24 protein-coding genes are annotated in these 20465 nt (G+C 64.4%); 7 read left to right on the top strand and 17 right to left on the bottom strand.

Features of this window, described 5'->3' with window-relative positions:
* Positions 1 to 25 precede the first annotated feature (25 nt).
* The 3 genes from BLV45_RS22490 to BLV45_RS22480 form a co-directional block, all read right to left on the bottom strand.
* Positions 26 to 727 carry an RES family NAD+ phosphorylase gene (locus BLV45_RS22490; RefSeq protein WP_090536829.1) on the bottom strand — a complete coding sequence of 234 codons (702 nt, stop codon included), beginning with the start codon at positions 725 to 727 and terminating at the stop codon, positions 26 to 28.
* Positions 724 to 1161 (bottom strand): MbcA/ParS/Xre antitoxin family protein, encoded by a 438-nt coding sequence (locus BLV45_RS22485; protein ID WP_407671050.1) that lies wholly within the window; start codon positions 1159 to 1161, stop codon positions 724 to 726. The genes BLV45_RS22490 and BLV45_RS22485 overlap by 4 nt, the downstream gene beginning before the upstream one ends.
* Positions 1162 to 1235: 74 nt before the next feature.
* Positions 1236 to 2087, bottom strand: a complete 852-nt coding sequence (locus BLV45_RS22480; RefSeq protein ID WP_090536680.1) for a LysR family transcriptional regulator — start codon at positions 2085 to 2087, stop codon at positions 1236 to 1238.
* Between the two features lie 102 nt (positions 2088 to 2189).
* Here BLV45_RS22480 and BLV45_RS22475 point away from each other — a divergent pair, with 102 nt between their 5' ends.
* Positions 2190 to 2573 (top strand): tautomerase family protein, encoded by a 384-nt coding sequence (locus BLV45_RS22475; RefSeq protein WP_090536678.1) that lies wholly within the window; start codon positions 2190 to 2192, stop codon positions 2571 to 2573.
* 20 nt (positions 2574 to 2593) lie between these two features.
* On the opposite strand, the gene BLV45_RS22470 is transcribed toward BLV45_RS22475, so the two are convergent.
* Positions 2594 to 3253 carry a transglycosylase SLT domain-containing protein gene (locus BLV45_RS22470; protein ID WP_090536677.1) on the bottom strand — a complete coding sequence of 220 codons (660 nt, stop codon included), beginning with the start codon at positions 3251 to 3253 and terminating at the stop codon, positions 2594 to 2596.
* Positions 3254 to 3439: 186 nt separating this feature from the next.
* Here BLV45_RS22470 and BLV45_RS22465 point away from each other — a divergent pair, with 186 nt between their 5' ends.
* Positions 3440 to 4279 carry a TOBE domain-containing protein gene (locus BLV45_RS22465; protein ID WP_090536675.1) on the top strand — a complete coding sequence of 280 codons (840 nt, stop codon included), beginning with the start codon at positions 3440 to 3442 and terminating at the stop codon, positions 4277 to 4279.
* A 38-nt stretch (positions 4280 to 4317) separates the two neighbouring features.
* Here BLV45_RS22465 and BLV45_RS22460 read toward each other — a convergent pair whose 3' ends face one another.
* The 4 genes from BLV45_RS22460 to BLV45_RS22445 all read right to left on the bottom strand — a co-directional run bounded on the left by BLV45_RS22460 (position 4318) and on the right by BLV45_RS22445 (position 7324).
* Positions 4318 to 5019, bottom strand: coding sequence for an ATP-binding cassette domain-containing protein (locus BLV45_RS22460; RefSeq protein ID WP_090536673.1), 702 nt, complete (start codon positions 5017 to 5019; stop codon positions 4318 to 4320).
* Between the two features lies 1 nt (position 5020).
* Positions 5021 to 5695 (bottom strand): molybdate ABC transporter permease subunit, encoded by a 675-nt coding sequence (gene modB, locus BLV45_RS22455; protein WP_090536671.1) that lies wholly within the window; start codon positions 5693 to 5695, stop codon positions 5021 to 5023.
* Positions 5696 to 5721: 26 nt separating this feature from the next.
* Complete coding sequence (gene modA / locus BLV45_RS22450) at positions 5722 to 6498, bottom strand: molybdate ABC transporter substrate-binding protein (RefSeq protein WP_090536668.1); 777 nt, start codon at positions 6496 to 6498, stop codon at positions 5722 to 5724.
* Positions 6499 to 6625: 127 nt separating this feature from the next.
* A complete protein-coding gene (locus BLV45_RS22445; RefSeq protein ID WP_090536666.1) occupies positions 6626 to 7324 on the bottom strand; it encodes a phosphatase PAP2 family protein in 699 nt (232 codons plus the stop codon).
* A 308-nt stretch (positions 7325 to 7632) separates the two neighbouring features.
* Between BLV45_RS22445 and BLV45_RS22440 the strand changes: the two genes are divergently transcribed.
* Both BLV45_RS22440 and BLV45_RS22435 read left to right on the top strand, forming a co-directional pair.
* The gene (locus BLV45_RS22440) at positions 7633 to 8799 is read left to right on the top strand and encodes an extracellular catalytic domain type 1 short-chain-length polyhydroxyalkanoate depolymerase (RefSeq protein WP_090536663.1); all 1167 of its coding nucleotides are present in this window, start codon (positions 7633 to 7635) and stop codon (positions 8797 to 8799) included.
* 108 nt (positions 8800 to 8907) lie between these two features.
* On the top strand, positions 8908 to 9084 hold the full coding sequence (locus BLV45_RS22435) for a DUF3563 family protein (RefSeq protein WP_090536662.1): 177 nt from the start codon (positions 8908 to 8910) through the stop codon (positions 9082 to 9084).
* Between the two features lie 58 nt (positions 9085 to 9142).
* Here the strand turns inward: BLV45_RS22435 and BLV45_RS27645 are convergent, their stop codons facing one another.
* The 6 genes from BLV45_RS27645 to BLV45_RS22410 form a co-directional block, all read right to left on the bottom strand.
* Positions 9143 to 9283 carry a hypothetical protein gene (locus tag BLV45_RS27645; RefSeq protein WP_176954229.1) on the bottom strand — a complete coding sequence of 47 codons (141 nt, stop codon included), beginning with the start codon at positions 9281 to 9283 and terminating at the stop codon, positions 9143 to 9145.
* Between the two features lie 177 nt (positions 9284 to 9460).
* Entirely contained in the window at positions 9461 to 9880 is a 420-nt protein-coding gene (locus BLV45_RS22430) for an organic hydroperoxide resistance protein (RefSeq protein ID WP_090536660.1), read from the bottom strand.
* A 139-nt stretch (positions 9881 to 10019) separates the two neighbouring features.
* On the bottom strand, positions 10020 to 10472 hold the full coding sequence (locus tag BLV45_RS22425) for a MarR family winged helix-turn-helix transcriptional regulator (RefSeq protein ID WP_090536657.1): 453 nt from the start codon (positions 10470 to 10472) through the stop codon (positions 10020 to 10022).
* Positions 10473 to 10665: 193 nt separating this feature from the next.
* Entirely contained in the window at positions 10666 to 11472 is an 807-nt protein-coding gene (locus BLV45_RS22420) for a BPSS1780 family membrane protein (protein WP_090536655.1), read from the bottom strand.
* Entirely contained in the window at positions 11463 to 12458 is a 996-nt protein-coding gene (locus BLV45_RS22415; protein WP_090536651.1) for a homoserine kinase, read from the bottom strand. Before BLV45_RS22415 ends, BLV45_RS22420 begins: the two co-directional genes overlap by 10 nt.
* 151 nt (positions 12459 to 12609) lie before the next feature.
* Positions 12610 to 13005, bottom strand: coding sequence for a hypothetical protein (locus tag BLV45_RS22410; protein ID WP_090536649.1), 396 nt, complete (start codon positions 13003 to 13005; stop codon positions 12610 to 12612).
* Between the two features lie 185 nt (positions 13006 to 13190).
* Between BLV45_RS22410 and BLV45_RS22405 the strand changes: the two genes are divergently transcribed.
* On the top strand, positions 13191 to 14717 hold the full coding sequence (locus BLV45_RS22405) for an AMP nucleosidase (RefSeq protein WP_090536825.1): 1527 nt from the start codon (positions 13191 to 13193) through the stop codon (positions 14715 to 14717).
* A 45-nt stretch (positions 14718 to 14762) separates the two neighbouring features.
* On the opposite strand, the gene BLV45_RS22400 is transcribed toward BLV45_RS22405, so the two are convergent.
* On the bottom strand, positions 14763 to 15293 hold the full coding sequence (locus tag BLV45_RS22400; RefSeq protein WP_090536823.1) for a chromate transporter: 531 nt from the start codon (positions 15291 to 15293) through the stop codon (positions 14763 to 14765).
* Positions 15293 to 15853, bottom strand: a complete 561-nt coding sequence (locus tag BLV45_RS22395; RefSeq protein ID WP_090536647.1) for a chromate transporter — start codon at positions 15851 to 15853, stop codon at positions 15293 to 15295. Before BLV45_RS22395 ends, BLV45_RS22400 begins: the two co-directional genes overlap by 1 nt.
* A 101-nt stretch (positions 15854 to 15954) precedes the next feature.
* Between BLV45_RS22395 and BLV45_RS22390 the strand changes: the two genes are divergently transcribed.
* Positions 15955 to 16836, top strand: a complete 882-nt coding sequence (locus BLV45_RS22390; protein WP_090536645.1) for a transcriptional regulator GcvA — start codon at positions 15955 to 15957, stop codon at positions 16834 to 16836.
* A 69-nt stretch (positions 16837 to 16905) separates the two neighbouring features.
* On the opposite strand, the gene BLV45_RS22385 is transcribed toward BLV45_RS22390, so the two are convergent.
* Positions 16906 to 17649, bottom strand: coding sequence for an LOG family protein (locus BLV45_RS22385; protein WP_090536643.1), 744 nt, complete (start codon positions 17647 to 17649; stop codon positions 16906 to 16908).
* A 1-nt stretch (position 17650) separates the two neighbouring features.
* Between BLV45_RS22385 and polA the strand changes: the two genes are divergently transcribed.
* Positions 17651 to 20434: a DNA polymerase I gene (gene polA / locus BLV45_RS22380; protein WP_090536642.1), complete on the top strand. Its 2784-nt coding sequence runs from the start codon at positions 17651 to 17653 to the stop codon at positions 20432 to 20434.
* The last annotated feature ends 31 nt before the right edge of the window (positions 20435 to 20465 follow it).

Raw genomic sequence — 20465 nt, 5'->3', positions numbered from 1 at the left:
ATCGCCGATGCGGCGACGATACCGGTCAGCCGATCTGGTTCAGTTCGAACACCATATCCACGGCGCTGCCATTCCAGTTGTATTCCAGATACGCGGCGTGATGGCAGTCGCGCAGCAGCGTCGTTCTGAACGCGGCGAGACATTCGCCATCGGCATCCCGCACCGACGGATACACGATGCCCGACGCACCCGCGGCGCGCACGGCGCGTCCGAGCGCCTGCCCCGCGAAGTAGTCGCTGGGCGACAGGACGCCCGGGTCCAGCGCTGAATCGCCGCGCAGATCGACGACTTTGCCGTGCGCGATCACCGTGTAGAGACGCATCTGCTGCCGCAACGGCGGCTCGTTCGTGGCCGCGAGGAAATTGCCGGTGTGATAGCGCGTTTCCGCGATTGCCGTGGCGCGCGAGCGTGCGCAATAGAACACGCCGTACGTGCCATCGGAAAAACGGCTGCCGAGCGGATTCAGATGGGTGAACGCCGCCATGATCGGCCCCCAGCCCGGCCCGAAACGCCGTTCCTCGCGCGGCACGAGATCGAGTTCGCCGACTTCGGTGCGCAGGCGGTCGTTGGTCATCGCTTCGAGCGCGTAGAGCGCGTCGAAATCGTCCGGCGACGCAACGCGGTCGAACAGGTTCACCGCCGGAAAGCGCGTGGGAATCACCCGGTATGCGGGCGACCAGTCGAGCGGCGTCGCACGCCAGCGGTCCTGCCAGTGCGGAGAAGTCACGCCCATCCGCCCCGCATTGCATCGAGATACTGCCGCACCGCGACGAGGTCGCTGATATTGCCGGCCAGCATGCGGTCGAGCGCGCGCCCGCCGCCGAACGGCGGCGCGCTGTTCGGGCGCCGGATCCAGGTGTCGGCGGCGGCTGGCTGGGGCAACAGGATCTGCAAGCCCTTGTAAATGCCGAGCAGCAGCGACAACCGCTCGAGCGTGTCGCGGCCAAGCCTGGCCGTTTGCGGCGCCTGCTTCCATTTGAAGAACGTCGAACGGCCGGGCGAGCCCAGCAGGACGATCTGCTCGTCGGCGCTCAGGTCCCAGTCGCGGGCGATATTGAAAAACGCACGCAGGCCGGCCGCCGACATTTCGGTGACCGACGGCGCGCCGGCGGCGCGCGCAATGGGCTGCTCGACAGAGGATGCACGGACGGCGCTGGGCATGATGATGTAGTCCTTAAATAAACTATAAGTTGATAATAGTCCATTTATGGATTAATGCAAGACCCCGTGCCGGATTACCCGCTCGCGAGGCCGCCTGCCAGCAGCCTCACGGTGTCGAGCGTGCGCGGGTCGCGAACCCGCGAATGCAGCGTCACCCGCGACTCGGGCAGTTCGGGCAGACCGAGGCGCGAGCCGACGTCGACGAGCCCGCGCGGGGCGACGCGCCGCGCGAGCGGCGACACCGCGATGCCCGCCGCCGCCGCCGCGCCGACGGCCGCCACGCCGCCGCCGATAAACGCCTCATGCCACGCGACGCCTGCGTCGTCGAGCGCGCGTAACGCCGCGGCGCGCACGCCGCAGGGCGCCGCGAGCAGCGCGAGCGGCAGCGGCTCGTGCATGCGCGGCAGCCAGTCCGGCGTCGCCAGCCAGACGACCGGTTCGGTGAAAAGCGGCTCGCCGTCCTCGCGCGGCGTTTCGTCCGGTTCGTAGCGGACGATGACGGCGTCGAACCGCCGCTCGTCGAACTGCTCCAGCAGCGCCGCCGACATGCCCAGATGCAGCTCGACGACGAGCCCCGGATCGTGCGCCTTCAGCCGGCCAAGCAACGCCGGCAGATTCGCGCCCGCGACGTGCTCGCTCAAACCGATCGCGAGCTTGCGATGCTCGACGGAAAGCGCGCCGAGCGCGCGCTCGTGCGCCTGCAGCAGAGCGCGCGCGGCGTCGAGAAACGCCTTGCCCTCGCCGGAAAGCCGCACGAGCCGCGGCGTGCGGTCCAGCAACTGGCGGCCAAGGTGCGCCTCCAGTCGCTTCAGCTTGAGACTGACGGCCGACTGGGTGGTATCGAGCGCAACGGCGGCGCGCGTGAAACTGGCGAGATCGGCGACCAGCACGAACGCCCGGACTGCATCGAGGTCGAGTACTTTCATTTCAATTGAAAATGACTGATATCTTCAGTGATATCTATTCATTATGTGACGGCCGGCGCAAGATGGCTACTCGAACTTTTCATTTTCTTGTGGGAGTCCATCATGCCGCTTACCCGAATCTCGCTTCGCGCCGGCAAGCCCGTCGAATATCGCAAGGCGCTCACCGAGGGCATCCAGCGCGCGCTGATCGAACATTGCAAGGTGCCGCCGGACGACATCTTCATGCTGATCACCGAACACGACGAAGGCAATTTCGTGTTCGACCGGCACTATCTGGGCGTCGAGCGCAGCGACGATCTGGTCATCGTCCAGATCACGTTCAACAACACCCGAACGATCGAGCAGAAGAAGGCGTTCTACAGGCAGGTCGTCGATAACCTGGCGGAGTCGCCCGGCGTGCGGCGAGAGGACGTGTTCATCAATCTCGTCGAAGTGGTGAAGGAGAACTGGTCGTTTGGGAACGGCGTCGCGCAATACGCGCTTTGACGGCGCGCGGCGTGCCGGCGTCAGGGCGAGGGGATCAGGCCGTTGAGGAGGCTTGTCCTTGCCGGCGCGATGGCGGCAGCGCAGCTGTCCGCGGTCGCCGCGAAGGGCATGGAACCGGCGACGGGTGTCGGGCCGTTGCTTGTCCAGCGCAGGTTGCATGCGCTGACGCCGGCGACGTCCGCCTGCGTGTCGTCGGGCCGCGCGACGACCTGCTCGAACGCGTTCGCGCGCAGGCTTACCTTTTCCGCGTAAGCCTTCGAGCCGCCGTAGCTTTTCAGCGCGGCGTCCAGGTCGCCACCAGCCGACCGCATGTATCCGTAAAGGATGGCCGAACCCACCTCGATGTTGGTGGTCGGCTCGGTCAGATCGTGTACGTTTTTCAGCAGACGCCTGTGGGCGCCCGGCACGACCTGCATCAGGCCCGTCGCGCCGTTCGCGCCTTTTGCCTTTTCCTTGAAGCGTGATTCGATCGAAATGATCGCGAGCAGCAGGGCGGGCGGCAGCGAGTATTTCGATGCGGCGGATGTGACGGCAGCCGAAATCTGCTCGGCCTTTTCTCTCGCGACACCGAACTTCTGCGTGAGGTACGCGGAAATCTGGGCGGCCTGTTCGTTCTCCCCGGCCATCGCGCTGGGCAAGAGGCCGATTGAGAGGAGGATCAGGAGCAGGAGACGTCGCATGCTTCGGGGGAAGACGTGAAAGGCTGAATTATAGCGGCGAGGGCAAAAAGTACCAGATTGATCAGATGAAAGCCGCCAGCGCTCCGCATGGCTGTGTCCCGGTGCCGTGTTGCAGGCGGTGCATGGCCGTGTACCATCGGACATCCGCGTTTCACGGCGCGTTACTTTCCTTATCCGCAACCAGCCATGACTGAAAAAAACCCATCCGGTGCCCGTCCCGGGCCGCTCGAACTCGGCGGGTCGGTGTGGTTTCAGGCGGGCGAACAGACGCTCGGCGGCGCATCGCGGATCGCACTGCTTGCGGCGATCCGCGAGACCGGTTCGATCACGGGCGCCGCGCGTGCCGTCGGCATGAGCTACAAGGCCGCGTGGGACGCCATCGACACGATGAACAACCTGGCCGGCGAGCCGCTCGTCGTGCGCGCGACGGGCGGCAAGGGCGGAGGCGGTACGACGCTTACGCCGCGCGCGCTGCGTCTGATCGAGACGTTTCGCGCCGTCGAAAGCGAGCACCGGCGGTTTCTGGAACTTGCAGGCGCGGCGATCGAACACTTCGCCAGCGACTGGTCGCTGATCGGCCGGATCGGCATGAAAACGAGCGCGCGCAACCAGCTGTACGGCACCGTTTCGGCGATCGTGCGCGGCGCGGTGAACGACGAGGTGTCGCTCGTGCTGCCCGGCGGCCAGACGGTCGTCGCGATTCTCACGCATGAAAGCACCGAGACGCTCGGGCTTGACGTCGGCGCGGCCGCGTTCGCGCTGATCAAGGCCTCGTGGGTCATGCTGATCGTCGACGAGGGTGGCGACGATCCTGTGCCAATCTCGGCGCGCAACCAGTTGCGCGGCACGGTCACGGCGGTGAAGCGCGGCGCGGTCAACGCGGAAGTGTCGCTGGCACTGCAGGGCGGCGTCGTCGTGACGGCGGTGATCACGAACGGGAGCGCCGACGCGCTAGGTCTCGTCGAAGGCGCGCCGGCGATTGCGGCGTTCAAGGCTTCGAGCGTGATTCTCGGCGTCAGCGACTAGCCGGCGAGCCGCGGTGCGGAACCCGGCACGTCGTCAAGTCAATAAACCGTGCGGGCGTAGCCGGTGAAGGCCGTGTGCGGTTGAATCCGGCCGTCCACCACATGCACGACCTGGTCGCCGAACGCGGCGACGTCATCGGGATCGTGCGTGATCAGCAGCATCGGAATGTCGAGGCGGGTCTGCAGATCCGACAGTTCGGCGCGCATGCGTTGGCGCAGCGCGTAATCGAGCGCGGAAAACGGCTCGTCGAGCAGCAGCAGTTGCGGGTTCGACACCAGCGCGCGCGCCAGCGCGACGCGCTGCTTCTGCCCGCCCGAAAGATGCACCGGATGATTGCCCGCGACGCCGGTCAGATCGAGCGCCTTCAGCCAGTAATCGACTTCCGGATGATGGACGCGCGCCCGCGGGTTGAGCCAGCCGGAATGCAGCCCGAACGCGATGTTCTGGCGCACGTTCAGATGCGGGAACAGCGCGTAATCCTGAAACAGATAGGCCACCTTGCGTGACTGCGGCTTCAGGTCGACGCCGCGCGCGCCGTCGAAAAGCGGCTCGCCGTCGAGGACGATCGCGCCTTCGTCGGGACGCTGAAGGCCCGCGATCGCCTGCAGCGTGAGGCTCTTTCCCGCGCCCGACGGGCCGAACAGCACGACCCGCTGGTTTGTCGTCGCGAACGAGACGTCGAGCGTGAACCGGCGCTCGGCGGTCACGAAAGTCTTGCGGATGTCGACTGAGAGCGTCATGTCAGCGCGAGGTCAAAAGCGAGTGCTGCGGCACGAGCCGGCCCGCGAGCAGCAGGATCACGACGCACGTCACCGATGTCACCAGCACGAGAAAATTCGCGGTGCTGTCGTCGCCAGCCTGCACGGCTGAGTAGACAGCGACGGAAAGCGTCTGCGTGCGGCCGGGCAGATTGCCCGCAACCATCAGCGTCGCGCCGAATTCGCCGAGCGCGCGGGCGAACGCGAGCAGCGTGCCGGCAAGAATGCCGCGCGTGGCAAGCGGCAGCGTCACGCGAAAGAAGATCGCGGCTTCGCTCACGCCGAGCGTGCGCGCGGCGCGTTCGAGTTGCGGATCGACCGATTCGAACGCCGCGCGCGCCGACTTCAGCACGAGCGGAAACGCGACGATCATCGACGCGATCACCGCGCCTTGCCACGTGAACACGAGCCGGATGCCGAGGCTGTCGAGCCAGCCGCCGATCGTGCCGCGCCGGCCCAGTACGACGAGCAGGTAGTAGCCGAGCACGGTGGGCGGCAGCACGAGCGGCAGCGTCAGCAGCGAATCGACGACGTCGCGCGCGGCCGAGCGCCAGCGCGCCAGCGCGAGGCCGGCCGCGACGCCGAACACGAGGTTGAGCGCGGTCGCCCAGCCCGCGACTTTCAGCGAGAGCAGAAGCGGAATCCAGGCCTGTTCCATGACGTGGGTGAACGTCGGCGTCTGGATCAGTGGGCGGGCTTGAAGCCGTACTTCGCGAGCACGGCCTGGCCATCCCGCGACAGCACGTACGCGATGAACGCCCGCGCATCGGCCGCGTGATGGCTGCCTTCGACGAGCGCGACCGGATACGTGACGGGCGTCTGCGTCGGCACGGTCAGCGCTACCTTGACGCGATCGGGCATGATCGCGGCGTCGGTGCCGAATACGAAGCCGGCGTCGACTTCGCCGCGCGCGACGTAATCGAGGCTCTGACGCACGTTTGCGGCAAGCACGCCCTTCGCGCTGATGGCGTCCCACACACCGGCGGACTTCAGCGCGCCCTCGGTATAGCGGCCGACCGGCACCGAAGCCGGATCGCCGTACGCGATGCGTTTGACGTTGGCGGCCGTGAGGTCGCGCAGGTTCGCGGGCGCGAATTTGCTGTCCGACGGCAGGATCAGCACGAGTGAATTCGCCGCGAAATCCTGGCGCGTCGACGGCACCACGACCTTCTGTTCGACGGCCTTGTCCATCGCTTTCTGGTCCGCCGAGGCGAACACGTCGGCGGGCGCGCCCTTCACGATCTGCTGCATCAACACATCGGACGCGCCGAAATTCATCAGCACTTTCGTGCCCGGATGCTGCTTCTCGAACGCCTCGCCGACGGCCTTGAACGCGTTCGTCAAACTGGCCGCCGCCGAGACGACCAGCTCGTCGGCACGTGCGTTGGCGCAGATCGCGATGGAAACGGCGCTCGCGGTGACAAGCGCGTGCTTCAGCAGACGGCGAAGGGAAATCGACATGGGTTCAGAGGTCCGGTGCGAGCCGGAAGAGCGTTGAAAAACGCTATCGTAATATAGCTACGGCTATAACGGTGTGGATGCTGAAGATATCGGCGGCCACATACGCCACGCAGAACGTCGATGGGGATTACGCGTCGGTTGCGGCTGGCGGAGAAAGCGAGGTGTCGTGCGTACGCGAAACCGGCGCGGGCGGGTGGTGGTGGCCCGCCTTCCAGCGGGCGCGCACGAACGGCCGCTCATGACCGGATACCTTGAGCGCGATGTGGGTGACCCAGCGCTGTGTCGGCACGCGGACGTCATGCAGGCTGACCGTCAGCGCGACGAGGCTGAGCGCCACCGCGGCCGCTGATAGCTGACCCGGGCGCGCGTGCCAGGCGGCGCGCACGAACAGCAGCGCCGCACCCGCGCCGACGAGACAGCCCGTGATGGCCTCCGAAGGCGAATGCGCGACGAGCACCACACGGGAAAGTCCGACCGCGATGCCGGCGGCGAGCCCGAGCAGCACGCCGGCGAGGCGGATCGATCCGCGCGCGGGCAGCAGCATCAGGAAGAGGGCGACGGGATAGACGGCCGTCGAGAGCATGGCGTGTCCACTGACGCCGGTGAAATCCAGCGCGCGCACGCCGACGCCCCAGCCGAGGAACGCGAGCTTGGTGAGCGTGACGACGCCGATCGCCGCGCCGAGCAACCCGAGCCACAACGCCGCCAGGCGCCACGTGTAGCCGACCGCCAGCCACAGCGCGATGGCGATCGCGAGCGGCAGCGTGAGGCCGGCGCCACCGAGGCTGGTAATCGAGTACCACAGACGAAGAGGCAGATCAGGCATGGCAACTGCTGCGGGGTGAGCGCAGCGAATCCGGCAAAAAGTGAGCGTGAAGAAGCGGGGAGCGTGTGTTGCCGAACAGACGGGCGACACCGGACGGCCTTAAGCGCGCGGTCCGACAGCTGCAAGTATAAAGTGAGTGAGGGTGACGTGGTCGCGGCATACCGACGCTCGCAACCGGCAGATGGCCAGGGCGGAGTGGGCCGGCTCTCAGCATCTTTCAGCATGCTACGGGGATTGGTGTTATTGTGCGTTGCACAACATCCCACTCATTCTGGCCTGAAACGGTCCCTTTTTACGAGGTTGATCCGATGGCAAAAAGTCTGTCGAAACTCTGGATGGGCGGTCTCAAGCGGCTGATCGCCGCACAAACGAAGCAAACCCGCGAATCGCTCAAACGCAGTGCAGCAAGACCTGCGCGCCCGATCGCGAAACCGTCCGCGAAACTGCGCACCACCAAAACCCGCGACCTGCCGCGCGCCGGCGCCCGTGAATCGCGGGTGCGGCCGCGCGCCGCCGCATGGGCGGGCGGCGACTGGACGCGCGCATTTCATTCCGCGCCGGTGGCGCCGGGGCGTCTCGTCAATCATCTGTCGTACGGCCTGTATGTTCCGCCGGGTCGCGCGCTCGAGGGCCTGCCGCTCGTCGTGATGCTGCACGGCTGCAAACAGTCGATCGACGAATTCGCCGAAGGCACGCGCATGAACCTGCTTGCCGATCGCTTCGGCTTTGCGGTCGTCTATCCGGAGCAGTCGAAGCATGTTCACGCCCATCGCTGCTGGCACTGGTACGACGCCAGCGAGCAGGCGGGCGGCGCGGAGGCCCGCGCGGTGGTCTCGCTCGTGGATGCGCTGGTGACGACCCACCAGTTCGATGGGGAGCGTGTGTATGTGGCGGGTATGTCGGCCGGCGCCGGGCTCGCCTCGCTGCTGGCGCTCCTTTATCCCGAGCGCTTCGCCGCGGTCGGTCTGCACTCCGGTCCGGCAATGGGCGAAGCGCGCTCGGGCATCATCGCGATGGATGTGATGCGACGCGGAGCCCGCCAGAATCCGGTTATGCTCGTCGACGCCGCCGTCGATGTCGGAGCCTATCCTGGCATGCCGGCGATCATCGTTCACGGCGATTCCGATCACGTCGTGGCGCCGGAAAATGCCGAGCAGCTCGCGGTTCAATTCGCGCGCCTGAACGACTTGCTCGACGCGAGCGGCGAACTGCGCGTCGGCGAGGTGCGTGAGGAGCGGAAAGACGGTGTCATGACGCGCGACTACATCAAGGGTGGCCGGCGCGTGGTGCGCCTGTGTCGCGTGCAGGACCTCGGACACGCGTGGAGTGGCGGTGACGACGCCGTACCGTTCCACTCGTCAAAAGGGCCGAATGCGTGTGCGTTGCTGTGGGAATTCTTCCGCTATCAGCGCCGCGTAGCCGAAGCCGCACCGGCTCGCGCGCCCTTGCCCGCGGCGGCTGCACGACAGGCGTAGCGCGCGTCCAACGGTCGCATCAGGTAAACATGGCGGATGATCAGGGTTTTCCCTATAATAGGTGTTATCCACTAGGTAAAAACCCTTGATCATTTTTAGGAGTTGACCATGTATCTGCTGACCCGCCTTTTCCTGTTCCTGACGAAATCGCCCGACCAGATCGCCAAGGAATACGGCGACCAATACCTCTCCGAAGCCACCGATCTGCACGACCTCGAATTCCGCATGCGCAAGCTGGATCGCGAAGCGGCTCGCCGTCAGCCGTCGTGGATGAGCCAGCACTAAGCTTTATTTCAGTGCCAGGCTTCGTGCCTTTGTAGTAGAGCTTTGCTGCAGTATCAGGTCACTTTCCGAAGCGGGCCAGCGTGGACTGACGCGCTTCGGCATGATCGACCGCCAGTGACGAATCGTTTTTCCCCAACGTCACGCTCCATTTTTCAGCTGTCCAGCTTTCCGCCAGCCCCGGCGCACGGATCCATTTCATGGGTACGTCGGCCCTGCACGGTAACGCCTGGATGCGCAGCGCGCGTCGTCAGCAGCCAACGCTGATGAGATCGCGTTCGCCAACTGACGACACCCTCGAAGCTGAACGGCGCCCTTCGGGCACCGTGCCGGAAAATCGCGCCATTCTTTTACTGCACGCTGCAACGTAAGGCTACGCTCAGACGATCTGCAGGCGCACTGCCACGTTATTGCGCGTTGCATTCGAATACGGGCACACCTGGTGAGCAGCGTCGACGAGTTCACGTGCTGCGTCGGCGGCAAGGCCCGGCAGCGAGACGCGCAGTTCGATATCCAGTGCGAAGCCGCCCTTGTCGTTCGGGCCGACCCCGACTTCTGCCGTGACGGTCGTATCCGCCGGAACCGCCTGCTTGCGCTGGCCAGCGACGAACTTCATCGCGCTCAGGAAACACGCCGAATAGCCGGCTGCGAACAGTTGCTCCGGGTTCGTGCCCTCGGCACCGTTGCCGCCGAGTTCGCGCGGTGCGGCCAGTTTCACGTCCAGCACCTTGTCCGACGATACCGCGCGGCCATCACGTCCACCGGTGCTCGTTGCCGTTGCCTTGTAAAGTACGCTCATGATGTTGCTCCTTGAAAGTAGGTGCCACGCAGTGGGTGGCGATCGCCATCGATCTGGCATGTCGTTAAGATAGTACACTAATCATTAGCGTGCAAACTAATTTCGATATTTTTTCGACGCGATGCCAGGCCTAAGGTGGCTAGCTTTCGTTGTAGTCGTTGAGCGTGGTGCGCAGGCGCGTCAGGTCATCGCGCAGTTTGAGGAGGAATTCGGGCGTCTGCTGCGTCGCGCAGAAGATTTCGGCCGGCACTTCACGGGCGGTGCGTTTGAGCGCCGTGCCCGTCTTCGTGAGCCGGATATAGACGAGCCGTTCATCGCTCACCCCGCGTACGCGTTCGATGTAACCCTGCGTTTCGAGGCGCTTGAGCAGCGGTGTGACTGTGGCCGAATCGAGATTCAGGCGGGTAGCGATGTCCTTGACCGTGATGTCGTTGGATTCCCAGAGCACCAGCATGGCCAGGTATTGCGGATAGGTCAGGCCGAGTTTTTCGAGGATGGGCTTATACGCCTTCGTCATCGCAAGCGAAGTCGAATAGAGCGCGAAGCACAGTTGCTCGTCGAGCGTGAAAGGGAAAGCCGGGCGCTGGGTCATGGTGCTTACCGTCCAGAAAGTGTGCGCTAATCAATCGCGCGCAAATCATTGTGCATCAATCGTGAATGGCTTGCGAGTGCTTTGCGGGTGGTGTGAGTTACCCCGCGGCGGCGAGCCGCTCCGGTGCGGGCGGCTCGATCCGGTGCGCCGTGGGCGCGGTCTCCAGTGGACTGCACGCCGCAGCGGCGCGGTTTCAGGCGGCTGGCGTGGTGGGTGAGTCCGGCGTTTCAGGCGACTGAATGCCGAAGCAGCCGCGATACGTGGCGTAAAACGAGCAGTACAGCATCGTCGTGACGACGATCGTCGCGGGCATCAGCACGACAAACGCGTATTCCCCGGCGCCGAGCGCCTGCATCAGCGTGGACAGCCCGAGCGAAACGGTGATCGCCATCGCGAACCACAGCGCGCCGAACACGATGAACGCGCCCCGATTGCGCCAGCAGCTCACGAGGCTGAAGAACATCGCTTTCGCGGGCGGCACTTCGTGCCACGTAATCAGGATGGGCGAAAACCAGAACAGCATCGCGACCGGAATGTAGAACGCGAGCGCGGCCAGAATGCCGAGCGGAATATCGCTGCTGGCCATCGCCTCCGGCTCCATGGCCGAGGCGCCGATCATTACCTTCAGCAACGTGCCACCGTCGGCGAGCGCCGAGCCGCCCAGCACGAGCGCCATTGCCACCACGTACAGGAGGCCGAGCGCGGCGAGCCGCTTCGCGGCGGTGCTGCCGTACGAGCGGAAGCCGTCGGCGAGGATCGTCGGGAAAACCGGCTTGCCCGCGATCGTGTCGCGACACGCGGCCATGAAGCCGACCGCCACGCCCGGAATGAACACGAGCGGCAGAATCCCGCCGATGACGGGAATCTGCGAGATCAGCATCATCGCGAGCAGATACGTGAAGAACAGCGTCAGGAACGCGAGCGGATTCTTGCGGAACAGCCAGATACCCTGCCGGAACCAGACGTAGCCGGTTTTCGCGGGAACTTCGATCAGTTGCATGGAGTGTGGATGCCTGGAAGTGCAACGCCGGACAGGCGTTCACGAAGAATGCGTTCGAAATGGCCAGGATCGTGCGGCTTCAGCATTTCAGCTGCACGTGGCATGTAAAAGTCATAAAGGCGCGAGACCCAGAAACGGTACGCGCCCGCGCGCAGCATGTCGCCCCAGTGACGGTTTTCCTGCGCGGTGAACGGACGCACGGTCTGGTACGCACGCAGCATCGCCTCGACGCGCGGCATGTCGAGCGCGCCTGTCGTGAGATCGGCGCACCAGTCGTTCACGGTCACGGCGACGTCGAAGAGCCACTTGTCGCAGCCGGCAAAGTAAAAGTCGAAGAAGCCGCCAAGGCGCACGTCGTGCCCGCTTTCAGGCGCCGCATGCGCGAACAGCACGTTGTCGCGGAACAGATCGCAGTGGCACGGGCCTTCGGGCAGCGCGGCATAGTCGTCCGAGGCGAAGAACGCTTGCTGGTGGGCGAGTTCCGTGCTCAACAGTTCGCGTTGCGGGCCGGTCAGAAACGGCAGCACCTCCGGCACGGTTTCCCGCCACCAGTTGAGGCTGCGCAGGTTCGGCTGATGGTTCGGGAAATCGCGCCCGGCGAGATGCATGCGCGCCAGCATCTGGCCGACTTCGACGCAGTGCTCCTCGCGCGGCGCGAGTTCCGGCGCGCCCTCAAGGCGCGTGACGATCGCCGCGGGCTTGCCGTGCAGCAACCCGAACAGCGCGCCGTCATCGCGCGGCATCGGGTCGGGTACGGGCACCTTGTGGGCCGCCAGATGGCGCATCAGATCCAGATAGAACGGCAATTGTCCAGCCGTCAGTTTTTCGAAAATCGTGAGGACGTAATCGCCGCGCGTCGTCGTCAGAAAGAAATTGCTGTTTTCGATGCCGGACTGGATACCGCGAAAATCGACGGCTTCGCCGAGATCGTAATGACGCAGCCAGTGAGCGAGTTGAGTGTCGGTGACAGCGGTGAAGACGGCCATGCGGGAACGGTGGAATCAGGTTGGTCGGACTGGCGCATGTGGCCAGTACATTCAGAACGGCGGCAGACGGAGCCGGAAGCCGGCGCGCATAACATGTGTTACGCGTGCCATCCAGGCATGCAGGCAGCGCACGCGCGCTGCCGCTCCACGATCAGTAATGCAGGTTGACCGATGGCAGGCGCGTGCTGGCGCGACCGTTGTCACGCACCTGCGGCGACGTGTCGAGCGGTGCGCTCATCTGGTAGCGCGTGCCGAAATTCGAACGCACGTCGATTTCGACGGGCTTGCCCTTGTCGCGGTATTCGGTGATTTCGGTGCCGTTGCCACTGCGTTCGTGGAAGCTCGGCGTGCGCGGCTGGTTGATTTCCACCTTGGAGCTGACTTCCGCGGCTGGACGGTTGATCGCCTCCAGATCCGGCAAGCCGGCCCGTTCGTTGGCGGCGTGGGCCTCGGCGGCAGCCTGGGCGTCGACGGCAGGCTGCGCGGCCATCGCGACGCCGCCAAGGGCGAGCGTCAGCACAACGGCGACGGGAAGGAGCGGCTTCATGGTAATTCTCCGGGTAGGTGCCCCGATTCTAGCAAATCCGACCTGCCAGAAGGGCGTGATCGCCTTATTTTGCGCTGCTTTCGCGCCGCCCGCCGGGTTTTTCAGCACGCTTTTCGCGTGCGGGTCGCCACATCTGGATGCGTAATTTCCGTGGTAATGTCATCTCATCAAATGAGGCGATGAAGATGAACAACAACACGAACCCGCGCACTGTGCAGACGCCCGCCAGCGACTTCCCGACCGAGTCATTCGACGACGCCGCCGAAGCGGTCGCGCGTCTGTCCGCCATTTACGAAGCCAACACGTCGTTCCTGCGCGACGCGTTCGCGCGCTATCGCCGCAACGAGCCGTTCGAGCGCCGCGTGCGCGCGTGCTACCCGTTCGTGCGCATTCGCACCGAGGTCAACACGCACGTCGATTCGCGCCGCTCGTATGGTTTCGTGGCGGGCCCTGGCAGCTTCGAAACGACTGTTACACGCCCGGACCTGTTCGGTAACTACTATCGTGAGCAGCTTCGCCTGCTCACGAAGAACCATCACGTCGCAATCGAAGTCGGCGTGTCGCAGTATCCGATTCCGATTCATTTCGCGTTTGCCGAAGGTATTCACCTGGAAGGCGACCTCGATCGCGACCATCTGCTCGCGATGCGCGACGTGTTCGACACGCCCGATCTCGCGCTGCTGGACGATCGCATCGTGAACGGCACGTATGAACCGCCGCCGGGCGAGCCGTATCCGCTCGCGCTGTTCACGGCGGCGCGCGTCGATTTCTCGCTGCATCGTCTGAAGCACTACACCGCGACTTCGCCCACGCACGTGCAGAACTACGTGCTGTACACGAACTATCAGTTCTATATCGACGAGTTCGTGAAGCTCGGCCGCACGATGATGGCCGCCACCGACGACGAAGACCTGCGCGCGTATCGCAGCGAATACACGTCGTTTGTCGAGCCCGGCGACGTGGTCACGTACAACGCGAACATCGACGAGCAGCAGGACGAGGGCAGTGCGCCACCGCGTCTACCGCAGATGCCCGCATATCACCTGAAGCGCGCCGACGGCAGCGGCATCACGATGATCAACATCGGCGTGGGGCCCTCGAACGCGAAGACGATCACCGATCACATCGCCGTGCTGCGTCCGCATGCGTGGATCATGCTTGGCCACTGCGCCGGTTTGCGCAACACGCAGCGACTGGGCGACTACGTGCTGGCGCACGGCTATGTGCGCGAAGATCACGTGCTCGACGACGACCTGCCGCTATGGGTGCCGATTCCGGCGCTCGCGGAAGTGCAGGTCGCGCTGGAACGTGCAGTCGCGGAAGTCACCAAGCTCGAGGGCACCGAACTGAAGCGCGTGATGCGCACGGGCACGGTGGCGAGCGTCGACAACCGCAACTGGGAGCTGCGCGACCACCGCGAACCGGTGCTGCGCCTGTCGCAAAGCCGCGCGATCGCGCTCGACATGGAGAGCGCGACGATCGCGGCGAACGGCTTCCGGTTCCGCGTGCCGTACGGCACGCTGCTGTGCGTGTCGGACAAGCCGCTGCATGGCGAACTGAAATTGCCCGGCATGGCGGACCAGTTCTATCGAGGCCAGGTCGACCAGCATCTGCGGATCGGCGTCAAGGCGATGGAGATACTGCGCACGAACGGACTGCATCGATTGCACAGCCGCAAGCTTCGCAGTTTCGCCGAGGTCGCGTTCCAGTAACGCGTTATTCAGCGCCGTTTGCAACGCGCGCGGGAAACGTGTGGATCAAAGCTGGCCGAACCCCGTCAGCCCGATCAGGCTGCCGGCGGCCAGCAGCCATAACGGATGGATACGTGTGCGCCACGCGAGCACGGCGCACACGCCTGTCGTGGCCCACGCGATCCACGTCGTGTCGGACGCCTGCGCGATCAGCATGGCGCTCGCCGCGACGATGCCCGCGGTCACGGGCACCAGCGCCTTCTGCACGATCGTGCGCCACGGCCGGTCCTTGAAGCGCTCCCATGCGTGTAACGCGAGGATCGTCACGATCGAAGAAGGTCCAAACTTCGCGATGGACGCGACCAGCATGCCGGCCCATCCCGCAACGTGCCAGCCGACGAGTGTCACCACCATCAGGTTCGGGCCTGGCGCGGCCTGCGCAAGCGCGAACAATGCGCTGAATTCGCTCGCCGGCATCCAGTGATGCACGTCGACCACCTGCCGCTGCATCTCGGGAAGAATCGTATTGCCGCCGCCGAATGCAAGCAGCGAAAGCTGCCCGAAAATGATGGCGAGCGAGACGAGGGTGTCGGTCATCATGCGGCCCTCACGGCGACCACGATGCTAAGCGCCGTGAGAACGAGCATCGTCGGGAGCAGGGGAAAATGCATGATCGCAATCGCGATGAAGCCCGGCACCGCGATGATCGCCGCGACGGGACTGCGTCGCAACGGCACCAGGATTTTCAGGGACATCGCAACCAGAAGCCCCGCCGCAGCGGCGGCGAGTCCGGCGAAAAGATGCTTCACGTGCAGGTCGTTCTGCGTGTGTTCGTACAGCACACCGAGCGCGATCACCACGATCGAAGGGCCCGCGATCAGGCCGAGCAGCGCAGCCAGCGCACCGGATAGCCCCCGATACCGCATGCCGATCGCAACTGAAAGGTTAATGATGTTTCCGCCGGGCAGGAACTGGCACAGGCCCAGCAGGTCGGTGAATTCGGCCGGCGTCAGCCAGCGCCGGTTTTCGACGACGATGCGCCGCGCGTGCGGCAGCGCGCCGCCAAACGAGATGAATCCGAGGTTGAGAAAGCCGAGAAACAGGGCGGCCAGCCCTGGTGGCGGCGCGGGGCTGGCGGCGGACGTGTCGTGATTCATGTGCAATTGCGGGTGAGGTCTGAAGCTGTCGAGGTTATCGCGCTTCACACGCCTCGCAAAACGATTTTTAGAGCGTCGCCTTGTGATCTAGAATCACAAGCATGGCCCGTGAACTTCCTCCCTTTTCCGCGCTGCGCGCGTTTGAAGCCGCCGCGCGGCACGAAACCTTTACCGCCGCCGCGGACGAACTGCATGTGACGCACGGTGCAATCAGCCGTCAGGTGGCGGCGTTCGAGGCGTGGGTCGGCGTGCAGGTATTTCATCGCAACGGCAAGCGCGTGCGGCTCACCGACGACGGGCGCCGCTACCTTGCCACCGTGCAGGCCGCGTTCGACAGCATTGCGATCGCGACAGAGCAGCTGCGCGACACGGGTGTCGTGCATGTGCTGCGGGTGAACGCGCTGCCGACCTTCGCGATGAAGTGGCTGTTGCCGCGCCTCAACCAGTTTCAGCGCATTGCGCCCAGCGTGGAGTTGCGTCTCTCGACATCGAATACGCCCGTTGAAACGCTGGAGAACTTCGACGTAGCCGTGCGGCGCGGACCGGCGCACTGGGCCAACTGCGCGAGCGGTCACTTTCTGGAGGAGACGGAGATACCGGTGTGCAGTCCGGCACTGCTGCAACGCTCGCCGATCCACATCGCCGACGATCTCGCGAAGCACGTGCTGCTGCATTCGGATACGCGCCCGGATGCGTGGCGCAACTGGCTCGCCGCCGCGGGCGTCAAGGCGAAGTGCCGCAAGAAGCAGTCGTTCGATCACTTCTATCTGGCGTTACAGGCCGCGGTGGACGGTCTTGGCGTGGCGCTTGGGCCGTTGCCGCTGCTGTCGGAGGAACTGGCGTCGGGGCGACTTGTATTGCCGCTCGACGGCCCGCGCATCGATGCGCGCGGTTACTGGTGGGTCGCGCGGCGCGAGGTGGCCGAGGCTCCGCTCGTCGCGCAGTTCTGCCGCTGGCTCGAGTCGCAGGCCGGCCCTGCATGAGAACGTGACCCGCAAAGCCGCGAAGATCACGAACACACGAACAGGGCGGCACGCGGCCGCCCATCGGCATCACAGATAAAACATGCGGTCTTCTTCAGACTTCGACGGAGGATGTTCGCCTTCGTCGCGATCTTCGTAGAACGCGAGCACGGCTTCGAGCACCTGCTCGGGTTCGTCGATCACCTGCATCAGGTTCATGTCGTCGGGATTGATGAGGCCCATTGGCACGAGCGCTTCCTTGAACCACCCCAGCAGCCCGCGCCAGAACTCGCCGCCGACGAGAATGATCGGTACGTGACGCGACTTCTTCGTCTGGATCAGCGTGAGCACCTCAGCCAGTTCATCGAGTGTGCCGAAGCCGCCTGGCATCACGATCACGGCGTCCGAGTTCTTCACGAACGTGACCTTGCGCGTGAAGAAGTGGCGAAAGCGCAGCGAGATGTCCTGCCACTGGTTGCCCGATTGCTCGTGCGGCAGTTCGATGTTCAGGCCGACCGAAGGCGCCTTGCCCGCATGCGCGCCTTTGTTGGCCGCTTCCATGATGCCGGGGCCGCCGCCGGAGATCACGGCGAAGCCCGCGTCGGACAGTTTTCGCGCGATCTGCGTGGCGAGTTTGTAATACGGCGAGTTCGGTTTCAGACGCGCTGAACCATAGATGCTGACAGCCGGGCGGATCTCCGAGAGGTACTCGGTCGCCTCGATAAACTCTGCCATAATCGTGAACATCTGCCACGATGCGCGGGCCTTCTTGGCTGTCGCGCGCTCTTGATCTGCGAGTGATCGCAGACTCGGAATCACTTTTCTTTTGTTCATAATGCCCGAAGAACGAGTCCTTGAAACTGATCGGAATGCCAGGCTGGTAACTGGGCTGGAAGGTAAGACCCTGCTACTGGTAGACGGTTCGAGTTACCTGTACCGAGCCTACCATGCGATGCCTGATCTGCGTGGTCCCGACGGCGGACCAACGGGTGCGCTGTACGGAATGATCAACATGCTTCGCCGCATGCGCAAGGAAGTTAGCGCAGAGTATAGCGCGTGCGTGTTCGACGCCAGGGGCAAAACGTTTCGCGACGACTGGTATCCGGACTACAAGGCGAACCGTCCTTCGATGCCCGAGGACCTGTCGAAGCAGATCGAGCCGATTCACGTCGCCGTGCGCGCGCTGGGCTGGCCGCTTCTGATGATCGAAGGCGTCGAGGCCGACGACGTGATTGGCACGCTGTGCCGTGCCGCCGAAAAACACGGCATGAACGTGGTCGTGTCGACGGGCGACAAAGACCTGGCGCAACTCGTGACGGATCATGTCACCCTCGTCAACACGATGACGAACGAAACGCTCGACCGCGCGGGCGTACTCGCGAAGTTCGGCGTGCCGCCGGAGCGGATCGTCGATTATCTGTCGTTGATCGGCGATACCGTCGACAACGTGCCTGGCGTCGAGAAGTGCGGCCCGAAAACAGCGATCAAGTGGCTCGCGCAATACGAAACGCTTGATGGCATCGTTGCACATGCGGACGAAATTAAAGGTGCGGTAGGAGACAATCTGCGTCGGGCGCTCGATTTTCTGCCGATGGCGAGAAAGCTCGTCACGGTCGACACGAACTGCGACCTGGCGGACCAGGTCGTGTCGATCGCCGACACGCTGCCGGCGCGACCGGAATCGCGCGACGAACTGCGCGACGTGTTCACGCACCACGGCTTCAAGACGTGGCTGCGCGAGGTGGAAATCGCCGACACGATGGAAGGCCCCCAGACCGACGAGCCGCCCGCGCCGACCATCGAGGCACCAGGCGAGCGCGAATACGACACGGTGCAGACGTGGGAACAGTTCGACGCGTGGCTCGCGAAGATCGAAGCTGCTGGGATCACCGCGTTCGATACGGAAACCACGTCGCTCGATCCGATGACGGCGCAGCTCGTCGGTTTGTCGGTGGCGGTCGAGCCGGGCAAGGCCGCCTATATTCCGGTCGCGCATCGCGGGCCGGATGCGCCGGTGCAACTGCCGCGCGATGAAGTGCTCGCGAAGCTCAAGCCGTGGCTCGAAAGCGCCGACAGGAAGAAGGTCGGCCAGCACATGAAGTACGACGAGCAGGTGCTCGCGAACTACGGCATCGAGATGAACGGCATCGAGCACGACACGCTGCTGCAGTCGTATGTGCTGGAGTCGCATCGCCCGCACGACATGGACAATCTCGCGCTGCGCCATCTCGGTCTGAAGACGATCAAGTACGAAGAGGTGGCGGGCAAGGGCGCGAGCCAGATCGGCTTCGACGAAGTCGCGCTAGAAACGGCCGCCGAGTACGCCGCCGAAGACGCGGACATCACGTTGCGTCTGCATCAGGCGTTGTATCCGCAAGTCGCCGCGGAGAAAGACCTCGATCACGTCTATCGCGCGATCGAGCTGCCGACGTCCCGCGTGTTGCGCAAGATGGAGCGCACGGGCGTGCTGATCGACGCCGAAAAGCTGCGCGTGCAAAGCGGGCAGATCGCGACGCGTCTCATCGAACTCGAAGCCGAAGCGTATGTGCTTGCCGGCGGCGAATTCAATCTCGGCTCGCCGAAACAGATCGGCCAGATTTTCTTCGAGAAGCTGGAGCTGCCGGTCGTCAAGAAAACGCCGAGCGGCGCGCCCTCGACGGACGAAGAAGTCCTGCAGAAGCTCGCCGAAGACTATCCGTTGCCGAAGATCCTGCTCGAACATCGCGGTCTGTCGAAGCTGAAATCGACCTACACCGACAAGCTGCCGCGCATGGTGAACGCGCAGACGGGCCGTGTGCATACGAACTACGCGCAGGCCGTCGCGGTCACGGGCCGGCTTGCGTCGAACGATCCGAATCTGCAGAACATCCCGGTTCGCACGGCCGAAGGTCGGCGTATTCGTGAAGCGTTTATCGCGAAGCCCGGACACAAACTCGTGTCGGCCGACTATTCGCAGATCGAGCTGCGCATCATGGCGCACATTTCCGGTGACGAGTCGTTGCTGCGCGCGTTCGCGCAGGGCGAGGACATCCACCGGGCGACCGCTGCCGAGGTGTTCACCGTGACGCCGATCGAAGTCTCGAACGACCAGCGCCGCATCGCGAAGGTGATCAACTTCGGCCTGATCTACGGGATGAGTGCGTTCGGCCTCGCGTCCAACCTCGGCATCACGCGCGACGCGGCGAAGCTGTATATCGACCGCTATTTCCAGCGTTATCCGGGCGTCGCGCGGTATATGGACGAAACGCGTCTGAGCGCCAAATCGAAGGGTTATGTCGAAACGGTGTTCGGGCGGCGCCTGTGGCTGCCGGAGATCAACGGGGGCAACGGCCCGCGTCGTCAGGCGGCGGAGCGCGCGGCGATCAACGCGCCGATGCAGGGTACCGCGGCCGACCTCATCAAGCTGTCGATGATCGCGGTGCAGGACTGGATCGAACAATCGAAGATCGACACGCGGATGATCATGCAGGTTCACGATGAACTGATCCTCGAAGTGCCCGACAGCGAACTGCCCGAGGTACGCAAACGCCTGCCCGAACTCATGTGCGGCGTGGCCGAACTCAAGGTGCCGCTCGTCGCCGAAGTGGGCGCCGGCGCGAACTGGGAAGAAGCGCATTGACCAGGCAACGGGCTGGCGCCCGCGCTGGACG

Source organism: Paraburkholderia sartisoli (genome assembly GCF_900107685.1).
In the GTDB taxonomy this organism is placed as follows: Bacteria; Pseudomonadota; Gammaproteobacteria; order Burkholderiales; family Burkholderiaceae; genus Paraburkholderia; species Paraburkholderia sartisoli.
Note: the sequence above shows the minus strand (reverse complement) of the source record. Positions and strands in the feature narration are given on the sequence as shown.

What these genes read in the sequence shown, in the direction of transcription:
- BLV45_RS22390 (WP_090536645.1), top strand. Translation starts at nt 15,955, where the DNA reads ATGGCCCGTGAACTTCCTCCCTTTTCCGCGCTGCGCGCGTTTGAAGCC.
- BLV45_RS22475 (WP_090536678.1), top strand. Translation starts at nt 2,190, where the DNA reads ATGCCGCTTACCCGAATCTCGCTTCGCGCCGGCAAGCCCGTCGAATAT.
- BLV45_RS22410 (WP_090536649.1), bottom strand. Translation starts at nt 13,005, where the DNA reads ATGAAGCCGCTCCTTCCCGTCGCCGTTGTGCTGACGCTCGCCCTTGGC.
- BLV45_RS22435 (WP_090536662.1), top strand. Translation starts at nt 8,908, where the DNA reads ATGTATCTGCTGACCCGCCTTTTCCTGTTCCTGACGAAATCGCCCGAC.
- modA (WP_090536668.1), bottom strand. Translation starts at nt 6,498, where the DNA reads ATGTCGATTTCCCTTCGCCGTCTGCTGAAGCACGCGCTTGTCACCGCG.
- BLV45_RS27645 (WP_176954229.1), bottom strand. Translation starts at nt 9,283, where the DNA reads ATGAAATGGATCCGTGCGCCGGGGCTGGCGGAAAGCTGGACAGCTGAA.
- BLV45_RS22485 (WP_407671050.1), bottom strand. Translation starts at nt 1,161, where the DNA reads ATGCCCAGCGCCGTCCGTGCATCCTCTGTCGAGCAGCCCATTGCGCGC.
- BLV45_RS22395 (WP_090536647.1), bottom strand. Translation starts at nt 15,853, where the DNA reads ATGAATCACGACACGTCCGCCGCCAGCCCCGCGCCGCCACCAGGGCTG.
- BLV45_RS22480 (WP_090536680.1), bottom strand. Translation starts at nt 2,087, where the DNA reads ATGAAAGTACTCGACCTCGATGCAGTCCGGGCGTTCGTGCTGGTCGCC.
- BLV45_RS22460 (WP_090536673.1), bottom strand. Translation starts at nt 5,019, where the DNA reads ATGACGCTCTCAGTCGACATCCGCAAGACTTTCGTGACCGCCGAGCGC.
- polA (WP_090536642.1), top strand. Translation starts at nt 17,651, where the DNA reads ATGCCCGAAGAACGAGTCCTTGAAACTGATCGGAATGCCAGGCTGGTA.
- BLV45_RS22405 (WP_090536825.1), top strand. Translation starts at nt 13,191, where the DNA reads ATGAACAACAACACGAACCCGCGCACTGTGCAGACGCCCGCCAGCGAC.
- BLV45_RS22445 (WP_090536666.1), bottom strand. Translation starts at nt 7,324, where the DNA reads ATGCCTGATCTGCCTCTTCGTCTGTGGTACTCGATTACCAGCCTCGGT.
- BLV45_RS22470 (WP_090536677.1), bottom strand. Translation starts at nt 3,253, where the DNA reads ATGCGACGTCTCCTGCTCCTGATCCTCCTCTCAATCGGCCTCTTGCCC.
- BLV45_RS22430 (WP_090536660.1), bottom strand. Translation starts at nt 9,880, where the DNA reads ATGAGCGTACTTTACAAGGCAACGGCAACGAGCACCGGTGGACGTGAT.
- BLV45_RS22440 (WP_090536663.1), top strand. Translation starts at nt 7,633, where the DNA reads ATGGCAAAAAGTCTGTCGAAACTCTGGATGGGCGGTCTCAAGCGGCTG.
- BLV45_RS22400 (WP_090536823.1), bottom strand. Translation starts at nt 15,293, where the DNA reads ATGACCGACACCCTCGTCTCGCTCGCCATCATTTTCGGGCAGCTTTCG.
- BLV45_RS22465 (WP_090536675.1), top strand. Translation starts at nt 3,440, where the DNA reads ATGACTGAAAAAAACCCATCCGGTGCCCGTCCCGGGCCGCTCGAACTC.
- BLV45_RS22420 (WP_090536655.1), bottom strand. Translation starts at nt 11,472, where the DNA reads ATGCAACTGATCGAAGTTCCCGCGAAAACCGGCTACGTCTGGTTCCGG.
- BLV45_RS22425 (WP_090536657.1), bottom strand. Translation starts at nt 10,472, where the DNA reads ATGACCCAGCGCCCGGCTTTCCCTTTCACGCTCGACGAGCAACTGTGC.
- BLV45_RS22385 (WP_090536643.1), bottom strand. Translation starts at nt 17,649, where the DNA reads ATGAACAAAAGAAAAGTGATTCCGAGTCTGCGATCACTCGCAGATCAA.
- BLV45_RS22415 (WP_090536651.1), bottom strand. Translation starts at nt 12,458, where the DNA reads ATGGCCGTCTTCACCGCTGTCACCGACACTCAACTCGCTCACTGGCTG.
- modB (WP_090536671.1), bottom strand. Translation starts at nt 5,695, where the DNA reads ATGGAACAGGCCTGGATTCCGCTTCTGCTCTCGCTGAAAGTCGCGGGC.